This is a genomic window from Nosocomiicoccus ampullae (genome assembly GCF_019357495.1).
In the GTDB taxonomy this organism is placed as follows: domain Bacteria; phylum Bacillota; class Bacilli; order Staphylococcales; family Salinicoccaceae; genus Nosocomiicoccus; species Nosocomiicoccus ampullae.
In genome coordinates this window covers 1,435,117-1,449,901 of the sequence record NZ_CP079110.1, presented here as the reverse complement: position 1 = coordinate 1,449,901, position 14,785 = coordinate 1,435,117, and the positions used below count along the sequence as shown (strand labels likewise).

Sequence of the window (14,785 nt, the reverse complement as noted above, 5' to 3'; positions counted from 1 at the left end):
GCCTTTTTTATCTTTTAAGGTGTTGGCCATGGTAAAACTAAACGTCAGTTGGAAACCATCTGATGATATCGCACTTGCATTATCTGGCGGTATTGATTCGATGGTATTATATAATCTTTTAAAAACAACATACAAAGACACATATCGTAAGTTGTATATATTTCATGTGAATCACGGTGCAAGAATCGAATCATTCGACGAAGAGAAAGCGTTAAAAAAACGTGTTGAGCGTGATGGTTTTAAATTTCTATCAACAACTTTAAATATAGAAAAATTCTCTCAACAAAAAGGTCGTCTTTTACGCTATGAATTTTTCTTTCAAGAAATGCGTAACAATAATATCCAGTACTGCTTAACTGCGCACCATAAAGACGATGATTTTGAAAGTATTATATTCGAGTTACTTACGAGTCGTTATTTACACGGTGTTGGCATAAAAGAGATTTACAAAAGATTCGTTCGTCCGATGTTAAACGTTCGTTTAAAAGAGATTGAAACGTATGCTCATAATTATAATGTGACGTACTTTTTAGATCAGACGAACGAAACAAATGATTACACACGAAATTACATTCGTCACGAGATTTTAACTCATGTAGATAGCCATGAGGCACTGCATTTAGAGAGTTTAACAGCGTTTAAAGAAGATTATAATGCATTAGTAGCGCTTGCGAAATCAGAGGCTGAAGCCTTTTTAAAGCGTCCGTTTAAACGCTCACAGTTTAATCAGTGTCGTCATATATTGAAAGTGTATATTTTAAGCATTTGGCTCAAAGTGAGCCGCACGTACATCGAAGAAATTATACGAAGATTAGACAGTAACGAAAGTCAGTTTGAGTTACCAATTGGTCATAAGATGTTCGTTTGTAGCTATGATAATTGTTATATCCGTGAAGATAAAACTTATAAAACGCATTTAACAATAGATTCAACAGGCACGTATGAATTTAATGGGTATAAAATCTCTGTTAAAGGGCTAAGAGGGCTTACGGTTCGCACATTTCAAAACGGGGACCGGGTGAAATTAAAGGACGTTGGAACTAAAAAAGTGAGTCGGCTTTTTATCGATAAAAAAATTAGTAACGACAAGCGAAAAACGATGCCAATTATCGTTGATGAAAACGGCAGAATCATTGCAGTTGGTGAAATTTATAATATAATAAAACTATTGAATAAAGATAATCGCGAAGTAAATTTAACTATTGAGGAGATTAACTATGACGCTTAGAAATGATATTGAAACGATAATTTTTAGCGAAGAAGATATCAAAGAAATTACGAAGCGACTTGCGGACGAATTAACAAAAGATTACGAAGGTAAAGAGCCGATATTCGTTGCCTTATTAAAGGGATCGATTATGTTTATGGGTGACCTTGTAAAATACGTCGATACGCACCTAGAGTTAGATTTTATGGATGTTTCGAGTTACGTTGGAACAAAATCTACAGGCGACGTTAAAATTTTAAAGGACCTTTCATCTTCAATTGAAGGACGTCACATCGTTATCGTTGAAGATATTGTTGAAACAGGCGCAACATTAAATTATATCATTGAGTTTTTACGTTCAAGAAAACCGGCGAGTGTTGAAGTGGTCACACTTCTAGATAAGCCGGTCGAAGATCGTAAGTTGGATGTTGAAGTAAAATATGTTGGAACAAAAATCCCTGAAGGATTTGTTGTTGGTTATGGATTGGACTTTAATGAAAAATACCGTAACTTACCTTACATTGGCTTATTAAAGCCAGAACTATATGAGTAATGCAAAACAGTAGAACATACATGAAGAACTATGTTAATATTTCTTTTAGTGTAATAGAAACGGAGGATTACGGATGCCTAAAAAAACTGGCCGTAATATATTGCTTTTAGCAATATTAGCAGTAATATTATTCGGTATTTTCCAAAGTTTTAATGGTGGTGCGCAGGCAGACAAAGAACTGCAATACAACCAATTTATAGAAGCTTTGGATAACAAAGACATAGAAAAAATGACGATTCAACCAGAGAGCAACGTTTACTTAGTAAATGGTAAATTAAAAGATCAAAATGATCATGAATCGTTTAGTACAGTTATTCCTTATAATGCATCACAAGATTTAGATTCAATTTTAGAAACAGCTAAAGAAGATAAAGACTTAACATTTAACGTAGAGCCTGCAGAGGAACAAAGTCCTTGGACAGGTATGTTATTTACATTTATACCGCTACTTGTAATTCTATTTTTCTTCTTATTCTTAATGTCAAACGCACAAGGCGGCGGTGGAAACCGTATGATGAACTTCGGTAAAAGTAAGGCGAAGCAATTTGATAATACGAAATCAAAAACACGCTTCTCTGACGTAGCCGGAGCAGATGAAGAAAAAGCAGAATTAGTTGAAGTTGTAGACTTCTTAAAAGATCACCGTAAATTTGACAAAATGGGTGCGCGTATTCCTAAAGGGGTACTACTTACAGGACCTCCAGGTACTGGTAAGACGTTAATCGCTCGTGCTGTCGCAGGTGAAGCGGGCGTACCATTCTTCTCAATTTCAGGTTCTGACTTTGTTGAGATGTTTGTTGGTGTAGGTGCGTCACGTGTACGTGACTTATTCGAACAAGCGAAGAAAAATTCACCATGTATTATCTTTATTGATGAGATTGACGCTGTTGGTCGTCAACGTGGTGCTGGTGTCGGTGGTGGACACGATGAACGTGAACAAACACTAAACCAATTACTTGTAGAAATGGACGGATTTGCGAGTAATGAAGGAATCATTATGATCGCAGCAACAAACCGTGCAGATATTTTAGACCCAGCGCTATTACGTCCAGGTCGTTTTGACAGACAAATTCAAGTTGGTTTACCAGACGTTAAAGGTCGTGAAGCAGTACTTAGAGTACATGCACGTAACAAACCATTAGACGAAACGGTAGACTTAAAAGCAATCGCACAACGTACACCAGGATTCTCTGGTGCGGACTTAGAAAACTTACTAAACGAAGCGTCACTTGTTGCGACTCGTGCAGGTAAAAACAAAGTCGATATGAGAGACGTCGATGAAGCAACAGACCGCGTAATCGCAGGACCTGCGAAGAAATCACGCGTAATGAGTGAAAAAGAACGCCGTATTGTAGCGTTCCACGAAGCAGGACATACAGTGATTGGTATGGTATTAGACGAAGCGGAAACAGTCCATAAAGTTACGATTGTTCCACGTGGTCAAGCAGGTGGGTATGCAGTAATGCTACCGAAAGAAGACCGCTACTTTATGACAAAACCAGAACTTCAAGACAGAATTGTTGGTTTACTTGGAGGACGTGTTGCAGAAGAAGTAACATTTGGTGAAGCATCAACAGGTGCTCATAACGACTTCCAAAGAACAACAAGTCTTGCGAGAAAAATGGTTAAAGAATTTGGTATGAGTGAAAAACTTGGACCAATTCAGTTCGGTGAAACAGGTGGACAAGTATTCTTAGGTAAAGAAATGGGTAGCGAACCAAGCTATTCAGACACATTTGCTTATGAGATTGACTTAGAAGTTCAGAAGATTGTTAAAGAAGCGTATGAAAGATGTCATGATATCTTAACAACGCATCAAGAACAACTTACTTTAATTGCAGAAACATTACTCGTTGAAGAAACGTTAGACCGCGAACAAATCGAAGGGTTATTCCACGAGGGTAAATTACCTGAACGTCAATACGATGACAGTCATCTAGAAGAAGATGATGGAGATGACGTAAAAGCTGGTCACTCATACGAGGAAATTAAAGAAAAACTACAACATCATGAAGATGTTTCTGATGATGAGAAAGAAGTCTCTCGTCCAGAAATGACTGACGATGAAGACGTTACAGATGACCTGGATTCAAAAAATCCAAACGAACAACGTAATGTACAAGACGATACAGACAACAAATAACAAAAAAGTCGCCTCGAGTTAGGCGACTTTTATTATGGAGGAAATAATATGACAGACAAATTAATTCGTGGCTTAGGCTTAAATGATGAAGTTAGAATTTTTGCATTAGACACGACGGAAACAGTAAATGAAGCAGTGACTAGACATGGTGCATATCCAACAGCTGCTGCAGCTTTAGGACGTACAATGACTGCAACAGTTGTACTCGGTGCAATGTTAAAAGGTGACGATAAAGTAACAGTTACAGTCGAAGGTGGTGGACCGATTGGTGCCATCGTCACAGACGCTGACTCAAAAGGACACGTCCGTGGATACGTTCAACACCCTGACGTTCACTTTGACTTAAACGAACATGGGAAACTAGATGTAAGACGTGCAGTCGGAACAAATGGTTACTTAAGAGTGGCAAAAGATATCGGACTAAAAGACAACTTCGTTGGATCTGTAGAAATTATTTCAGGAGAACTCGGAGAAGACTTCTCATACTACTTCTACCACTCAGAACAAGTCCCATCGATTGTTGCTCTTGGTGTACTTGTTAATCCAGACAATACAATCAAAGCAGCAGGTGGTTTAATCATCCAAGTTCTACCGTCAGCAAGTGAGGAGACAATCACAAAACTTGAACAAGTCGCTGGCGACATGCGTCCAATCTCTCAAATGATTGACGACGACTTATCACCAGAACAAATTGTCAATGAAGTACTTGGCGAAGACTGGAGAAAGTTAGACGAAATGCCAGTAGAATTTGAATGTACGTGCAGTAAAGAAAGATTCTTAAACGCAATCTCATCAATTGATCAAAGTGAAATCAAACAAATGATTGAAGAAGACGGAGGCGCAGAAGCAGTGTGTAACTTCTGCCGAAATACAATTTGGATTGAAAAAGAAGAACTCGAAGAGTTATTAAACTAGTGCCGTCCTGGAAATTCCCACGTGATTATTGCGGGGTCAGGCAGTTGTATCGTTTAATTAACAAAAACTTATGCAATTATCTTAGTTTTGTAAGATAAAAAGATTTAATTAACGAAAAGTGTGCGCTGAGGACGGAAAGTGTTAAATAAAAAGATTTATTTGACAAAATGCAATCGAGTTCGTCAAAAAATGTAAAATAAATCGATATAATTAACAGTTTTTAAGAAAAAATGTTAAATAGTAAAGTAAGCTTCTGAACTATAGACTAAAGTTCGGAAGCTTTTTGTTTTTTAGGACATTGAAGATAAAAATCATACTTCGTCTATGATTTTCTATAAATTCTATGATTAAAAAACTTCTTTTAGGGAAAACAATATAAACAACATCATTGTAAAGAAACTCAAACAATGATATATTCATAGTTAGTTACTATGATATTAAATTGGGAGGACAAAAGATGTCTAACAAAGTATTTAACAATATTAATGAAGCGATTGGTCATACACCACTCGTCAAATTAAACAGATTAACAGATGATAATATGGCTGATGTTTATGTGAAATTAGAATTCATGAACCCAGGCTCTTCTGTTAAAGATCGTATCGCTCTTGCGATGATTGAAGCTGCAGAAGAAGCAGGTAAATTAACGAAAGATACAACAATCGTAGAACCAACAAGTGGTAACACTGGTATTGGTCTTGCGATGGTTGCAGCTAGTAAAGGATATAAAGCAGTTTTAGTTATGCCTGACACGATGAGTAAAGAACGCCGTAACTTATTAAAAGCATACGGTGCAGAACTTGTCTTAACACCAGGTGCAGATGGTATGAAAGGTGCAATTAAAAAAGCGAATGAGCTTGCTGAAAAAGATGGTTACTTCATGCCGCAACAATTCGAAAACCCTGCGAACCCTAAAATTCACGAAAACACTACAGGTCCAGAACTTGTAGAACAAGCAAAAAGTGCTGGATTCACGATCGATGCATTCATTGCAGGTGTTGGTACAGGTGGTACAGTAACAGGTGTTGGACATGTGCTAAAAGAAAACAATCCAAACACAAAAGTATACGCACTAGAACCATCAGACTCACCAGTACTTTCAGGTGGAGAATCAGGACCACATAAACTACAAGGACTTGGTGCAGGATTTGTACCAGACACGTTAGACACTGAAGTATACGATGGAGTTGTAAAAGTAGAAAATGAAACAGCATTCGAATACGCAAGAAAACTTGCTAAAGAAGAAGGAATCCTTGGTGGTATTTCTTCAGGTGCAGCAGTATATGCAGCATTAGAAGAAGCGAAGAAATTAGGTAAAGGAAAAACAGTCGTTACTGTATTACCATCAAACGGTGAAAGATATCTATCAACACCATTATTTAATTTTGAATAATAATAAAACCTTTTAGAGTCATATTACTCTAAAAGGTTTTTTTACGTATATTATCAGATATTATATAAATCGAGATTTCTGCTATTTAAATAATGTAAACGCTTTAAAGTTTAAAATATTTACTAAAAGTAAACGATATTGTACACTAAGGGTAATATCTAGGATGTCAAGATATTGTAGACAGCAAGATTAGCAAATACAATAAAGTTTAAAAATAATTAATTTGAAGTACAGAATTTAAAACATTAAGGAGAGGTTTTAATGGGAAAAAAGTACGATTTTATTCCTAATCGATTAAACAAATATTCGATTAGAAGATTTACAGTTGGAACCGCATCTATCCTGATTGGTTCATTACTATTTTTAGGTCAGGATGTAGAAGCAAGTGAACAAATTGAAAGTGCAAAAACAGATGAAGAGAACAACTTAGAAGTTACAACCAATGCCGATCAAGAAACTCTTGAAACAACACCAGATAGCACTGAAGAAACACAAAAAGATATAGTAAATGATTCAGTGGATAATTTTGAAGAGACATCAAAACAAGAAACTGAAGAGAACGATCAATCTCTAACAGAACAATCAACTCCAGAAGAACAAAAATTTGAAACAGAAGAAGTCGAAACCTCAGAAGATTCAGTAGAAGCTGAACAAGTAGAAGAGCAGCCTCAAAAAGAAACTTCAGAAAAGTCAAATGAAAATAACACTCCAGAACAACAGCCACTTGAAACAGAGGAAAATCAAAATCCAGAAGTTAAAGTAGAAGATGATCAAACAAAAGAACAACCCCAAAGAGAAACTCCAAAAGAGCCAGTTGAAGAAAAACAAAATGAAAACTCACAACAAGAATCTGATGAAACACAAGAATCACCTCAAGAAGAATTAGAAGCACTTCCTAAAAAAGAAGTATCTAAAGATAAATCATTAGAAGAACAAGAAGAAATTGTAAAATCTAAAGAAGATGTAAAAGTTGCTCTATATAATAATGACAAAGATGAAAGAGAAAAATCAGCAGCACCTCAAGAATTTATAGATAAATATAATGCAACAACCAATCGTAAAGAAATGGTAGAAACAATGCTTTCAGAAATTTATGAAAGCGAAGATGTTGAAGGTATTATGAATAATCTAGATGTTGATTACAATACTATTTCAGCAAATGACTTATATAATTCTGTTATTTATGCAGGCTTAGAATATGCGAGTCAGCAAAAAAATGCATTTACTTCTTTTGCTGTAAGAGAAAATCCAAATCAAATTTATGATTCATTAGAGCAAATAGGAGAACAATTTAACCTTAAAAAAATAGATCCAAATACAGGTGTTACAATTAATGGAGAAGGATCTACTGCTTTAAATCAATATCCAGCCTATTACACTGTTGAAGCAGTACCAAATCATTCGACAAATAATATGGATTTTACAGTCAAATGGAAAGTTGATAAAAATGCTACAGAAAGTGCCCACCGTGCTGTAGTTGGGGGGTTAAATTTTGGTAGTGCTTATAAAGTGCCTTCAGTAATTAAAGGCCAGTCGACTATAACAGGGACAAAAAATCCAATTGTTTCTAATCACAATATGTCTATTGGAGGAAAACCTGGCTATCCTCCAGGCTATGCGTCAAATACATTTATAGAAATAACTAAATTTCCAGTAAAAAACGATGGTCATATAGAATATAGATTTAGTGTTCCAGTAACAGATTGGAACGGAGATTTAGGTTTCTATGGAAATATCGGAATGTATTCTCAAGATGTGGCTGGTACAGCAGTTAGACCAGACACTTTTGATAACTACTTTAGAGATCAACACTATATTAAAGTATCAAGTAACCCAGAAAAAGAATTTGAATTTAGAGATGATATATCAGATGTTGACGAAATACCATATCAAATTGAGTATAGAGTATCTAAAGATTTACCTATGGGTGAACAAAGAACTATTAGAGAAGGTAAAAATGGTAAACGTGGAACAATCTATACTATTGTAAGTTACGATGGAGAAGATGTAGGAAAACTAATAAAAGAAACATATAATGAAGCACCTACTAATAAATTAGTAGAATTAGGTATCGGTAACTTAGATAGTGAAGATGAAGCACCTAAACCACCAATTGTAGATCCAAAACTTTCTGGAGAAAATACTATTACTGGTGAGTCAGTACCTAATGCAGATATACAAATTAATGTTGGTGGTAAAACTTATACAACAAAATCTGATGATTCTGGTAGATTCAGTACTACATTACCTGACTATACTTTAAAACAAGGTGAAACTATCACAGCTACTGCGACAGTTGATGGTAAAACAAGTCAACCAGGTAAAACTATTGTACCTCGAGATGGACGAACACCATCTATTAAAACCGATGTAGTCAGAGGTAAGAATGATGAAGGAAAAGATGGTAGCTGGATTACAATTAGAAATTCAGAGACTAATGAAGAAATTGATAAATTCTTTGTCCCAGATGGAGCTAAGGGTGAAAAAGGCGATAAAGGTGAAGATGGTGAGTCACCAGAGGTAGAAGTTATAGATAACGGAGATGGCACAAAAACTATCTTTATTAAAAATCCGGGTGAAGATGAACCGCAAAAAGCAATTATTAAAGATGGAAAAGATGGTAACTCTTCAGTTATTACTCAAGAAAGAGGAACTAAAGATGGTCGTACCGGAGTATATGTTACGGTATGGGAAACAGACTCAAAAGGTAATCAGATTGATGGAACTGAAAAAACAGAATTTATTCCTGACGGTAAAGACGGAGCTGATGGTAAAGACGGTCAAACATATGCTCCAGTAGTAGAAAAAGGAGAAGATGGAACAACAACAATCAAGTTCTATCCAGTAGATCCTAAGACTGGTGAACCAGATACAAGTCAAGCCCCAATCGCAACAGGCGAAGTTAAAGACGGTCAAGATGGTAAAGACGGCGTTGACGGTGAAGACGGAAAAGACGGTCAAACATATGCTCCAGTAGTAGAAAAAGGAGAAGATGGAACAACAACAATCAAGTTCTATCCAGTAGATCCTAAGACTGGTGAACCAGATACAAGTCAAGCCCCAATCGCAACAGGCGAAGTTAAAGACGGTCAAGATGGTAAAGACGGTGTTGACGGTGAAGACGGAAAAGACGGTCAAACATATGCTCCAGTAGTAGAAAAAGGAGAAGATGGAACAACAACAATCAAGTTCTATCCAGTAGATCCTAAGACTGGTGAACCAGATACAAGTCAAGCCCCAATCGCAACAGGCGAAGTTAAAGACGGTCAAGATGGTAAAGACGGTGTTGACGGTGAAGACGGAAAAGACGGTCAAACATATGCTCCAGTAGTAGAAAAAGGAGAAGATGGAACAACAACAATCAAGTTCTATCCAGTAGATCCTAAGACTGGTGAACCAGATACAAGTCAAGCCCCAATCGCAACAGGCGAAGTTAAAGACGGTCAAGATGGTAAAGACGGTGTTGACGGTGAAGACGGAAAAGACGGTCAAACATATGCTCCAGTAGTAGAAAAAGGAGAAGATGGAACAACAACAATCAAGTTCTATCCAGTAGATCCTAAGACTGGTCAACCAGATACAAGTCAAGATCCAATTGCGTCAGGTGAAGTTAAAGACGGTCAAGATGGTAAAGACGGCGTTGACGGTGAAGACGGAGCTGATGGTGAAGACGGTCAGACATATGCTCCAGTAGTAGAAAAAGGAGAAGATGGAACAACAACAATCAAGTTCTATCCAGTAGATCCTAAGACTGGTGAACCAGATACAAGTCAAGACCCAATCGCAACAGGTGAAGTTAAAGACGGCCAAGATGGTAAGTCACCAGAAGTAGAAGTTAGAGACAACGAAGACGGAACACATACAATTGTTGTGACAAACCCAGATGGATCAACAACAGAAACAACAGTTAAAGACGGCCAAGATGGTAAGTCACCAGAAGTAGAAGTTAGAGACAACGAAGACGGAACACATACAATTGTTGTGACAAACCCAGATGGATCAACAACAGAAACAACAGTTAAAGACGGTCAAGATGGTAAGTCACCAGAAGTAGAAGTTAGAGACAACGAAGACGGAACACATACAATTGTTGTGACAAACCCAGATGGATCAACAACAGAAACAACAGTTAAAGACGGTCAAGATGGTAAAGACGGTGTTGACGGTGAAGACGGAAAAGACGGTCAAACATATGCTCCAGTAGTAGAAAAAGGAGAAGATGGAACAACAACAATCAAGTTCTATCCAGTAGATCCTAAGACTGGTCAACCAGATACAAGTCAAGATCCAATTGCGTCAGGTGAAGTTAAAGACGGTCAAGATGGTAAAGACGGCGTTGACGGTAAAGACGGCAACACAGTCCGTGTTGAAAACAATGATGACGGCACGTATGACATTGTTGTTGTAGACCCAGAAGGCAACGAAGTTAGCCGTAATACAGTCCGTGATGGTAAAGATGGAGCTGATGGTAAAGACGGACAGACTCCAAATATCGAAGTCGTACCAAGTGAAGATCCAGAAAATCCAGGATATACACTCATCATTACTAACCCTGAGACTGGTGAAACAGAAGAAATCTTTGTTAGAGATGGCCAAGACGGTAAAGACGGCGTTGACGGTGAAGACGGAGCTGATGGTAAAGACGGACAGACTCCAAATATCGAAGTTGTACCAAGTGAAGACCCAGAAAACCCAGGATATACAATCGTCATTACTAACCCTGAGACTGGTGAAACAGAAGAAATCTTTGTTAGAGACGGCCAAGACGGTAAAGATGGTGTTGACGGTAAAGACGGCAACACAGTCCGTGTTGAAAACAATGATGACGGCACGTATGACATTGTTGTTGTAGACCCAGAAGGCAACGAAGTTAGCCGTAATACAGTCCGTGATGGTAAAGATGGAGCTGATGGTAAAGACGGACAGACTCCAAATATCGAAGTCGTACCAAGTGAAGATCCAGAAAATCCAGGATATACAATCGTCATTACTAACCCTGAGACTGGTGAAACAGAAGAAATCTTTGTTAGAGACGGCCAAGACGGTAAAGATGGTGTTGACGGTAAAGACGGCAACACAGTCCGTGTTGAAAACAATGATGACGGCACGTATGACATTGTTGTTGTAGACCCAGAAGGCAACGAAGTTAGCCGTAATACAGTCCGTGATGGTAAAGATGGAGCTGATGGTAAAGACGGACAGACTCCAAATATCGAAGTCGTACCAAGTGAAGATCCAGAAAATCCAGGATATACAATCGTCATTACTAACCCTGAGACTGGTGAAACAGAAGAAATCTTTGTTAGAGACGGTCAAGATGGTAAAGACGGCGTTGACGGTAAAGACGGACAGACTCCGAATATCGAAGTCGTACCAAGTGAAGATCCAGAAAACCCAGGATATACACTCATCATTACTAACCCTGAGACTGGTGAAACAGAAGAAATCTTTGTTAGAGATGGCCAAGACGGTAAAGACGGCGTTGACGGTGAAGACGGAGCTGATGGTAAAGACGGACAGACTCCAAATATCGAAGTCGTACCAAGTGAAGATCCAGAAAACCCAGGATATACACTCATCATTACTAACCCTGAGACTGGTGAAACAGAAGAAATCTTTGTTAGAGACGGCCAAGACGGTAAAGATGGTGTTGACGGTAAAGACGGCAACACAGTCCGTGTTGAAAACAATGATGACGGCACGTATGACATTGTTGTTGTAGACCCAGAAGGCAACGAAGTTAGCCGTAATACAGTCCGTGATGGTAAAGATGGAGCTGATGGTAAAGACGGACAGACTCCGAATATCGAAGTCGTACCAAGTGAAGACCCAGAAAACCCAGGATATACAATCGTCATTACTAACCCTGAGACTGGTGAAACAGAAGAAATCTTTGTTAGAGACGGCCAAGACGGTAAAGATGGTGTTGACGGTAAAGACGGCAACACAGTCCGTGTTGAAAACAATGATGACGGCACGTATGACATTGTTGTTGTAGACCCAGAAGGCAACGAAGTTAGCCGTAATACAGTCCGTGATGGTAAAGATGGAGCTGATGGTAAAGACGGACAGACTCCAAATATCGAAGTCGTACCAAGTGAAGATCCAGAAAATCCAGGATATACAATCGTCATTACTAACCCTGAGACTGGTGAAACAGAAGAAATCTTTGTTAGAGATGGCCAAGACGGTAAAGACGGCGTTGACGGTGAAGACGGAGCTGATGGTAAAGACGGACAGACTCCAAATATCGAAGTCGTACCAAGTGAAGATCCAGAAAACCCAGGATATACAATCGTCATTACTAACCCTGAGACTGGTGAAACAGAAGAAATCTTTGTTAGAGACGGCCAAGACGGTAAAGATGGTGTTGACGGTAAAGACGGCAACACAGTCCGTGTTGAAAACAATGATGACGGCACGTATGACATTGTTGTTGTAGACCCAGAAGGCAACGAAGTTAGCCGTAATACAGTCCGTGATGGTAAAGATGGAGCTGATGGTAAAGACGGACAGACTCCGAATATCGAAGTCGTACCAAGTGAAGATCCAGAAAATCCAGGATATACACTCATCATTACTAACCCTGAGACTGGTGAAACAGAAGAAATCTTTGTTAGAGACGGTCAAGATGGTAAAGATGGTGTTGACGGTGAAGACGGAGCTGATGGTAAAGACGGACAGACTCCAAATGTTGAAACTAAAGAAGTTAAAGACAAAGACGGTAATGTAATTGGAGAGAGATTAATCTTTACTGATGAATCAGGAAAAGTTCTAGATGAAACTACAATTTACCATGGCAGAGATGGTAAAGATGGTGCTGACGGTCAAGACGGAAAAGATGGTCAATCTGTCGATGTGGAAGTACGTCCAGTCCTAGATTCTAATGGTAAAGTGATCGGGCAAGAGCTTATCTTCCGTGACAAAGAAACAAATGCAGAGTTAGACCGTGGAATTATCTACAGTGGTAAAGATGGTGCTGACGGTAAAGATGGAAAAGATGGTCAATCTGTTGATGTGGAAGTACGTCCAGTCTTAGATTCTAATGGTAAAGAAATTGGAAAAGAATTTATCTTCCGCGATAAAGAAACAAAAGTAGAGTTAGATCGAGGAATTATTTATAATGGCCAAGACGGAAAAGATGGAGCTGACGGCAAAGAAGGTAAAGATAATGGAATTACAAACTCAAATGTAAATGATATCTTTATTGATCAAAACAATAACATTATTGTAGAACGTGAAGATGGTAGTAAAGAAAAATTAGGACAACTACCTTCAGAGTCAGTGATTAAAAATGTTATTGTTAATGTTAATAATGAAGTCGTATTAGTGTATAACGATGGTAAGACTATAAACATTGGAAAACTTCCAACAACTAATGGAAAAGACGGTAAATCTGCTTATGAATTATGGCTAGAACAAGGTCATACAGGAACAATTGATGATTTCTTTGAATGGTTAAAAGGAAAAGATGGTAAGACACCATCTATTGATTCAAATGAAATCAAAGATGAAAATGGCGATGTGACTGGTGTTCATATCATTATCAGAGATGGCGATGGAAACATTGTTAATGAATATGATATTTACAACGGTAGAGATGGAAAAGATGTTGGTACACCAACTGTTGAAACTGAAACAATTTACGATGAGAATAAGAATGAGCTTGGATATACTATTATTGTTAAAGATGGTAATGGTAATAAGCTAAATGAATTCGATATTCGACATGGTAAAGACGGCAAAGATGGAGTAGATGGACAAGATGGTGAATCAATTACAGTTATAAGCCAAAAAACAGATAAAGACGGTAATATTACATTAGAGTTCAGTGATGGATCTACTGTAGTTATACCTGGAGGTAAGGATGGTAAGTCCATCTTTATAACAGGAAATTACAGAGATGAAAATAACAATACAGTCATTGAATTTAGTGACGGAACGTCTATAATTATTCCATGTAATTGTGGTACAAATGGATCTGAAGATACACCAGAAGATTCAGATGAAACACCAAATGAACCGGGTGAACCAGAAGGCACACCAGAAGATTCAGATGAAACACCAAATGAACCAGGTGAATCAGAAGATACACCAGAAGATTCAGATGAAACACCAAATGAACCAGGTGAACCAGAAGATACACCAGAAGATTCAGATGAAACACCAAATGAACCAGGTGAACCAGAAGATACACCAGAAGATTCAGGTGAGACATCAGAAGAACCAGGTGAATCAGAAGACACACCAGAAGATTCAGATGAAACACCAAATGAACCAGGTGAATCAGAAGATACACCAGAAGATTCAGATGAAACACCAAATGAACCGGGTGAACCAGAAGACACACCAGTACAACCAAGTAAACCAGTTGTAAGTGAGAATGTTCAAAATGAAACACCAAAATCAACTAATGATCATGGTGAAGTAAAAGAGAACACTTTACCTGAAACTGGTGAAACTAATAATGGTACTGCATTAAGTGCTACTGCACTTCTATTAATTGGTACTTCAATGCTTGCAGGAACTAGAAGACGTAAAGAGGACTAAAGGTTAATCTTTAGGTATAAAAAT

The 14,785-nt window shown here is 38.0% G+C and carries 6 protein-coding genes; all 6 read left to right on the top strand.

Features of this window, described 5'->3' with window-relative positions:
- The first annotated feature begins 28 nt into the window (after positions 1-28).
- The 6 genes from tilS to KPF49_RS07485 all read left to right on the top strand — a co-directional run bounded on the left by tilS (position 29) and on the right by KPF49_RS07485 (position 14,761).
- Positions 29-1,228, top strand: a complete 1,200-nt coding sequence (gene tilS / locus KPF49_RS07510; RefSeq protein ID WP_183675404.1) for a tRNA lysidine(34) synthetase TilS — start codon at positions 29-31, stop codon at positions 1,226-1,228.
- Entirely contained in the window at positions 1,218-1,760 is a 543-nt protein-coding gene (gene hpt, locus KPF49_RS07505) for a hypoxanthine phosphoribosyltransferase (protein ID WP_183675406.1), read from the top strand. The genes tilS and hpt overlap by 11 nt, the downstream gene beginning before the upstream one ends.
- A gap of 73 nt (positions 1,761-1,833) precedes the next feature.
- Positions 1,834-3,903 (top strand): ATP-dependent zinc metalloprotease FtsH, encoded by a 2,070-nt coding sequence (ftsH, locus tag KPF49_RS07500; RefSeq protein ID WP_183675408.1) that lies wholly within the window; start codon positions 1,834-1,836, stop codon positions 3,901-3,903.
- Positions 3,904-3,951: 48 nt separating this feature from the next.
- Positions 3,952-4,818 carry an Hsp33 family molecular chaperone HslO gene (gene hslO / locus KPF49_RS07495; protein WP_183675410.1) on the top strand — a complete coding sequence of 289 codons (867 nt, stop codon included), beginning with the start codon at positions 3,952-3,954 and terminating at the stop codon, positions 4,816-4,818.
- A 457-nt stretch (positions 4,819-5,275) separates the two neighbouring features.
- Positions 5,276-6,211: a cysteine synthase A gene (gene cysK / locus KPF49_RS07490; protein ID WP_183675412.1), complete on the top strand. Its 936-nt coding sequence runs from the start codon at positions 5,276-5,278 to the stop codon at positions 6,209-6,211.
- Positions 6,212-6,472: 261 nt separating this feature from the next.
- Positions 6,473-14,761 carry a collagen-flanked surface repeat-containing protein gene (locus KPF49_RS07485; protein ID WP_219490111.1) on the top strand — a complete coding sequence of 2,763 codons (8,289 nt, stop codon included), beginning with the start codon at positions 6,473-6,475 and terminating at the stop codon, positions 14,759-14,761.
- Positions 14,762-14,785 lie beyond the last annotated feature (24 nt).